8 protein-coding genes and 1 pseudogene are annotated in these 4,662 nt (G+C 75.8%); 4 read left to right on the top strand and 5 right to left on the bottom strand.

The genetic code is table 11. The annotated features are described in order from the left end of the window. Window positions 1-248, bottom strand: a pseudogene (locus tag CBZ_RS19520) (acyl-CoA desaturase); the annotation flags it as partial. Window positions 249-454: 206 nt separating this feature from the next. On the opposite strand from CBZ_RS19520, the gene CBZ_RS19515 reads away from it, so the two are divergent. Both CBZ_RS19515 and CBZ_RS19510 read left to right on the top strand, forming a co-directional pair. Continuing rightward, window positions 455-739: a hypothetical protein gene (locus tag CBZ_RS19515; protein ID WP_130783105.1), complete on the top strand. Its 285-nt coding sequence runs from the start codon at window positions 455-457 to the stop codon at window positions 737-739. Between the two features lie 129 nt (window positions 740-868). After that, window positions 869-1,072, top strand: coding sequence for a DUF6767 domain-containing protein (locus CBZ_RS19510; protein ID WP_130783104.1), 204 nt, complete (start codon window positions 869-871; stop codon window positions 1,070-1,072). A 40-nt stretch (window positions 1,073-1,112) separates the two neighbouring features. Here the strand turns inward: CBZ_RS19510 and CBZ_RS19505 are convergent, their stop codons facing one another. Beyond that, window positions 1,113-2,075, bottom strand: coding sequence for a helix-turn-helix transcriptional regulator (locus tag CBZ_RS19505; RefSeq protein ID WP_130783103.1), 963 nt, complete (start codon window positions 2,073-2,075; stop codon window positions 1,113-1,115). 93 nt (window positions 2,076-2,168) lie between these two features. Between CBZ_RS19505 and CBZ_RS19500 the strand changes: the two genes are divergently transcribed. Then, window positions 2,169-2,594, top strand: a complete 426-nt coding sequence (locus tag CBZ_RS19500; RefSeq protein WP_130783102.1) for a VOC family protein — start codon at window positions 2,169-2,171, stop codon at window positions 2,592-2,594. A 61-nt stretch (window positions 2,595-2,655) separates the two neighbouring features. On the opposite strand, the gene CBZ_RS19495 is transcribed toward CBZ_RS19500, so the two are convergent. The 3 genes from CBZ_RS19495 to CBZ_RS19485 form a co-directional block, all read right to left on the bottom strand. Then, window positions 2,656-3,216 (bottom strand): TetR/AcrR family transcriptional regulator, encoded by a 561-nt coding sequence (locus CBZ_RS19495; protein WP_130783101.1) that lies wholly within the window; start codon window positions 3,214-3,216, stop codon window positions 2,656-2,658. A 5-nt stretch (window positions 3,217-3,221) separates the two neighbouring features. Beyond that, window positions 3,222-3,806, bottom strand: a complete 585-nt coding sequence (locus tag CBZ_RS19490) for a sugar O-acetyltransferase (protein ID WP_130783100.1) — start codon at window positions 3,804-3,806, stop codon at window positions 3,222-3,224. A gap of 68 nt (window positions 3,807-3,874) precedes the next feature. Next, window positions 3,875-4,222 (bottom strand): hypothetical protein, encoded by a 348-nt coding sequence (locus CBZ_RS19485; protein WP_130783099.1) that lies wholly within the window; start codon window positions 4,220-4,222, stop codon window positions 3,875-3,877. Between the two features lie 142 nt (window positions 4,223-4,364). Here CBZ_RS19485 and CBZ_RS19480 point away from each other — a divergent pair. Beyond that, on the top strand, window positions 4,365-4,662 hold a 298-nt coding region (locus CBZ_RS19480), incomplete at its 3' end, for a hypothetical protein (protein WP_130783098.1).

The following is a 4,662-nucleotide window of genomic DNA, read 5'->3' as shown; positions in this document are numbered from 1 at the left end:
AACATCACCTGCCCCAGCAGGACCGCCACGACCGCCGCCGTCACCAGCTGCCACCACGACGGCCCGATCAGGACGAACGCCGTGAACGTCAGCCCCAGCAACGCCGTCAGCACCGCGAACCGCGTCCAGTAGTAGACGTGCCGCCGGCGCATCAGGCCCGACTCCTGCACCGTCCTGCTCAGTGCGGCGAAGTCGCTGACCTGCCGCTCCCGGGCCGGGACGGCATCGCTCACGGTGGTGGACGTCATGGTCGGCCCTTCGCCGGTGGGAGACGGACCGCGCCGCCGAGGAACCCGCAGGCCAGGATCTCCGTCGACCGAGGCGTGTCCGCCCTGAGGAGCCCGAGCCTCTGCCCGCACCGTAGCCGCCGACGCGACGCTGCGGGAGGGGTCCTCCATGCTGCGGACGCCCGGGGTGGCTTGCCGGACCTGCGACCGCGGGCCAGGATCGCCGCATGCCCAGCGACGCGAGCACCGGCACCCCTCGGTCGAGCGGGAGCACGGGGCGCGTCGTCGTCGCGGCGGGTGCCGTCGTCGGCGTCGCGCTCGTCGCGGTCGGCACCTGGCTCGCCCTGCGCCCTCGCACCGTCGGGTGGTTCGCGTACGCGCCGCTCGCGGAGACCGTCTACGCGCCTGCGCTGCCGTGGGGCTGGGGGCCGGTCGTGTGCATCGCCGCGGGCACCCTGGTGGTCGGCGGGGTCGTCGGGTGGGCGCTGGGCCGGCGCAGCGCCCGTCGCTGACCGCCTCTGCGTCGACGTCGACGCGGCACCGGGCGTGGCGAGGCGCTCGGCCTCGCGCCGAGACGTGCCGCGGGTTTGAACCGGTCGTCGGGATGGCCGCCGCACCGGCCCCGCAGCGGCGCTGCGGGCATGGCCGAGCGCCGCCGACCCGAGCCCCGCTGCCCGATCCGCCCCCAGGACCCGTGCACCCTGTGCTTCCCGGGCGCGACGGGACCGCAGGACTGCGGCCTGGTCTGGCTCGTCATGACGGACGACGAGATGCGCGAGGAGCTGCGCGGGTACCGCGTCCCGCAGCCGCGCCGCACGTCGGACGACGCGGGCACGACTCCCTGAGCAGCGCCGGCCGCCGCCCGTGGACGCGCCGCGCGAAAGGTCAGGCCGACGCAGCGCGCCCGAACCGCGCGCCCCACTCCGCGACCGCCGTCACGAGCTCGGGCGGGGAGACGACCGTGAACTCGGCCCCGAGCGACCCGAGCACCCAGAGGGGCCGGTCGAGCGCATCGGTGTCCGTCGTGAGCGTGCAGGACCGCGGGGACCGCACCTGCACGTCGGCCCACCCGCCCACCCGCGCGGCGACGACGTCGGCGGCCGCCTCCACGTCCACGACCACGCGGTACCGGCCACCTGGCGAGCCGCCCAGGACCCGCTCGCGCACGTGGGCCGCGACGTCGTCGAACGGCGGGGTCCGCGGCGCGAAGCGCGCACCGGTGCCCTGCGCGGCTCCGATGCGGTCGACCCGGAAGGTCCGCCAGTCCTGCCGGTCGACGTCGTAGGCGACCAGGTACCAGCGGCGTCCGAGGCACACGAGCTGGAGCGGCTCCACGGTGCGCGACGACGCCCGCCCGTCGAGCGCCCGGTAGTCGAGCCGGACGCGCTCGCCGTCGCGCCGTGCGAGGGCGAGGGTCGCGAGGACCTCGTGGTCGACGGGCGCGACACCGTCCGGCGGCCAGGGCGCGGGCGTGGTGGCCGACGCGACGGCGTCGAGGCGTGCCCGCAGGCGGCGGGGCATGACGCGGACGATCGTGGCGAGCGCCCGCAGCCCGGCGTCGCCCCCGAGCCCGTCGGCGAGGTGGGCCTGGGCCGCGACCGCGAGCGCCATCGCCTCCTCGTCGTCGAGGACGAGCGGCGGCAGGGTGGCGCCGGGCGCGAGCGTGTAGCCGCCGTCGACCCCGGGCTGCGCGTCGACGAGGTAGCCGAGCTCGCGGAGGCGGTCGACGTCGCGACGCAGGGTGCGGGCGGAGACGCCGAGCCGCCCGGCCAGCTCCGGGCCGGGCCAGTAGCGCCGCGCCTGCAGCAGGGACAGGAGGCGCAGCGCCCGCGAGCTCGTGTTCGCCATGCCTCCATCGTCGCCGACATCGCGGTCAGGAAGTGGCCGCGATGCTTCCTAGCGTGGTGCTCGACGCAGTCCCGACGGCACCAGGAGGCCACGATGACCATCACCACGACCACGCACCTCAACTTCCGCGGCGACGCCCGTGCGGCGCTCGACCTCTACCGCACCGTGTTCGGCGGCGAGGCGGCCGTCGTCACCTACCGGGACGCGCATGCGGTCCAGGACGAGGCGGAGGCGGACCACGTCCTGTGGGGGCAGGTGCAGAGCCCCGCCGGCTTCCACGTCATGGCGTACGACGTCCCCGGGCGCCTGCCGTACGACCCCGGCGCGAACCCGGTGTTCGTCTCGGTGCGCGGCACGGACGGCGACGAGGTCCGGCGCTACTGGACGGGCCTCGCCGCGGACGGGACGGTCCTGCAGGACCTCGCCCCCTCCGGGTGGTCGCCGCTGTACGGCATGGTCCGCGACCGCTTCGGCGTCGTGTGGGTCCTCGACGTCGCCGCGGAGCAGGCCTGGTCCTGACGACGGCCCCGGGCCCGGTCGCGCGGTGCGGCCGGGCCGGGGTCCCGGCGGTCGCCGCCGGTCAGCGGCGGGTGGGTGCCGTGATGCGGTCGACGGCCTCGGCGACGGTCGCCGGGTCGTGCGGCTCGGTGTCGAGGGCGCGGTGCAGCGACAGGCCCTCGACGAGCGCGTCGAGCAGGCGGGCGGTCGTCGGGTCGAAGTGCCGTTCGAGGGCCGCGCGGCTCGCGGCCATCCAGCCGTTCGTGATCGTCCGATAGCGGGGCTCGCGGGCGGCGAGCGTGTAGAGCTCCTGCGTGAGGACGAGCTCGCGCTGATCGCCGAGCGCGTCGCGTGTGATGAGCTCGACGACGGCCCGTCGGGCGGCGTCGGGGTCGTGCGCGCCGGCGAGGCGCTGCTCGGCACGCTCGGCGGCGGTGCGGGCGAACCGCGTGAACGCGGCGTGCAGCAGGTCGTCCATGCCGTCGAAGTGGTACGTCATGGACCCGAGCGGCACGTCGGCGGCGGCGGCGACCTTGCGGTGCGAGGTGCCCGCGACGCCGGACTCGGCGACGACGTCGAGGCATGCGTCGACGATGCGGTCACGCCGGTCGGGGTCGTACCGGCGGCGCGGGCGTACGGTCACGGCGGTCAGATCGAGCGCACGACGCGCGCGGGGTTCCCGACGGCGACGACGTTCGCGGGGATGTCGCGCGTGACGACCGACCCGGCGCCGACGACGGAGTTGTCGCCGATGGTCACGCCGGGGCACACGATCACGCCGCCGCCGAGCCAGACGTTGTCGCCGAGGGTGATGGGCTGGGCGGCCTCGAGCTTGTCGCGGCGCGGCTGCGGGTCGACGGGGTGCGTCGGGGTGAGCAGCTGGACGTTGGGGCCGATCTGGCAGTCCTCGCCGATGGTGATCGTCGCGACGTCGAGCGCGGTGAGGTTGTAGTTGACGAAGGTGCGCGCACCGATGTGGATGTTCTCGCCGTAGTCGACCCAGAGCGGCGGCTTGACGAACGCGCCCTCGCCGAGCGAGCCGAGCGCCTCGACGAGCAGCGCGCGGGCGTCGGGCTCGTCGGCGACGACGGCGCGGTGGTAGGCGTCGGTGAGGCGGAACGCCTTCTTGGCGATGCGCTCGCTGTCGGGGTCGTCGGCGATGTAGAGGTCGCCGGCGAGCATGCGCTCGCGGTTGGTGCGCGGGTCGTCGGCGAAGTAGTCGGGGGTGTCCATGCGGACGATCGTACGCATGGTGCGTACGTGCGTACACATGACCTGCCCAGGCGCCCGCCCAGGCGCCGTCAGGCGCGGCGGCGCGGCCAGTCGAGCATGACGAACAGGTCCCGATCCCCCGCCCGGCCCTCCAGGACCGCCCGCGCCAGCGCCGGCTCCCCGGCCTGCTCGCACGACCACAGCTCGAAGTCGACGACCTGCGACCACGCCGGCGACAGGAAGCCCAGGACCGTCACCCCGTGCACGACCTTGACGACGTCGTGCTCGCTGCGGGCCAGCACCACCGCGAAGCCCCGGTCGGCCGCCCGCACCCGCGGCGCCACCCCGTCGACGAACCCTCGCACCCGCACGGGCACGCGCCCCCCGGTCGACGGCACCAGCCGACCGGGCATCCGGGTCGAGGACGACGTGTCCATGCGCGGGAACCTACTCCTGCCCCCCGCCGGGCGCAGCGCGCCCGCGAGCGGCCTGGGGACCCGCCCGGCGGCCCGCCGCGACGTATCTGACGGCCCTCCTGGCGCTCCTCGCCATCAGCCGCACGAGCGCCGGGAGAGCGGGATGAGCACCCAGCCGGACAGCGCGGACCGGGAACGGGGGGCCGGTTCCGACGACGTCGACGACCTGCTGCGCGCCTACCACGAGGTCCTCGGCCGCTCGCGACGACTGCCCGGCGTCGTCTGGATGCGGACCCGCCCGGACGGCAGCGGCCCCACCGCCGGCTGGTTCCGGCTGCCGCGGCTCACCTGGGGGACGCACCTGTTCGTGCTGTTCCACGTGGAGCGGTCCGTGCGCGCGCTGGCCCGTGCGTACGCCGCCCGGGCCGCCCTCGACGAGCTCGACGCCGAGGGCCGCGCGG

The sequence above is a fragment of the Cellulomonas biazotea genome, assembly GCF_004306155.1.
Classification (GTDB): domain Bacteria; phylum Actinomycetota; class Actinomycetes; order Actinomycetales; family Cellulomonadaceae; genus Cellulomonas; species Cellulomonas biazotea.
The sequence above is the reverse complement of the archived record's forward strand: the minus strand, read 5'-3'. Positions and strand labels throughout refer to the sequence as shown.